Origin of the sequence: Halopseudomonas yangmingensis, assembly GCF_900114825.1 — a bacterium.
In the GTDB taxonomy this organism is placed as follows: domain Bacteria; phylum Pseudomonadota; class Gammaproteobacteria; order Pseudomonadales; family Pseudomonadaceae; genus Halopseudomonas; species Halopseudomonas yangmingensis.
Window position 1 is genome coordinate 1 of the sequence record NZ_FOUI01000043.1, and the last position, 1,334, is coordinate 1,334.

At 52.5% G+C, this 1,334-nt stretch carries 1 protein-coding gene; it reads left to right on the forward strand.

Going from position 1 to position 1,334, the window contains the following annotated elements:
• Positions 1-818, forward strand: an 818-nt coding sequence (locus BMZ23_RS14735) for a hypothetical protein (protein ID WP_177197312.1), incomplete at its 5' end; no start/stop codon positions are given.
• Between the last annotated feature and the right edge of the window lie 516 nt (positions 819-1,334).

Sequence of the window (1,334 nt, forward strand, 5' to 3'; positions counted from 1 at the left end):
GACCGCTCAGAGTACAAAACCCGTTCCAGCGTGAAGGCCGTGTGCAAATCGGTCACGATCCCCGGAATGACCGGTCACGTTCGCCGGAATACGCAACCACACCAAAGGAGCAATGGTCTGACGCGCTGGTGATGATGACCGATCAGATGGGCATTCCTGGCATGATGGACGCTGCTCCAGGGTCGGTAATGGGGTCGTGTGGCGGCTGCGTCAACGAGGTTACAGAGCGAGTGGGAGGCACCATTGGCGGGATTGATATGGGCGTTATCAGTGGCTCACTGGGGGCCGGCTTGGCCTTTGGGGTGCTGAACACGCCTCGCGGGAACCGGATGCTTATGGCGATTCAAATAGCCTATTGGGTGCCGGCCGATATTGTTGATAGCCCGGATGAGGCCGTGGAGTGGGTGCGGAATAACTGGCGTGAGGCTTGGTTGAAGGCAACGAACGGCACGAAAAAGGTTGGTAATGATGTGGTGAGAGGGCTGCCGATTAACCACCCATCATCTTACGCCACCCTCAATGATGCTCGATTGGGCAATACTCGCCCGTTTACGGCTGAAGCGCGGGAGCAGGTTGTCGGGAATGTGAAGGGTAACTTCTATGGGCCCATTTTTATTGCCCCTCACTATGGTGCTGAGTGGGATCGAGGCACCTTAAAGCTGCCAACAACAAGTGAAATGATAGATGTGTATGGAAAGTATCTGCCAGATACAGCGATGATTTACTACCGAGGCATTCCGTTTCGCAAGGGATTTGAGCCTGCCTTTATCATGCACCAAGGCAAGCGCCACTACTTTATTGCAAAGCCTGCTCAGTAATCTCTCCAACAACCCAAGGGCAGACACATGCTTGCCCTTGGGGAAATCGAAAGCTGAATCACACCGGGCTTCGTGAAGGCCTCAACTCTGTAGACCGTTATGGGCTGGTGGAGCTGAACGCCATTGCATATATACCTCCGACAGAAGCTGAGGCAAACTTCTACCAGCAACACCGCGGTCAGGCTATGGCTGCCTGACTTTAACGAAATGGCCTCCATGAAACCGGTGTGATTCAGACGGGGACTTCCCCGTTCGATTAGGGCTCAAGGGAAATAGCTGACAGGACAATATTGATGCATCGTGAAATGTGTGGGATCAAGTGTGGGATGGCACACCAATAATCCTCTCAACCCCTTTAGTAGCGCGACCTCAAGTCACTTTGTATGAGGATGAGTCATCCTCATACATTCCGGCGAAGAAAAGCTGATTAAACCGCACACCGGAAGCTCAACCTCGATTTTTGCTAATTTCTAATTCAGCCCATCAAGCATCAAGCATCAAGCATCAAGCATCAAG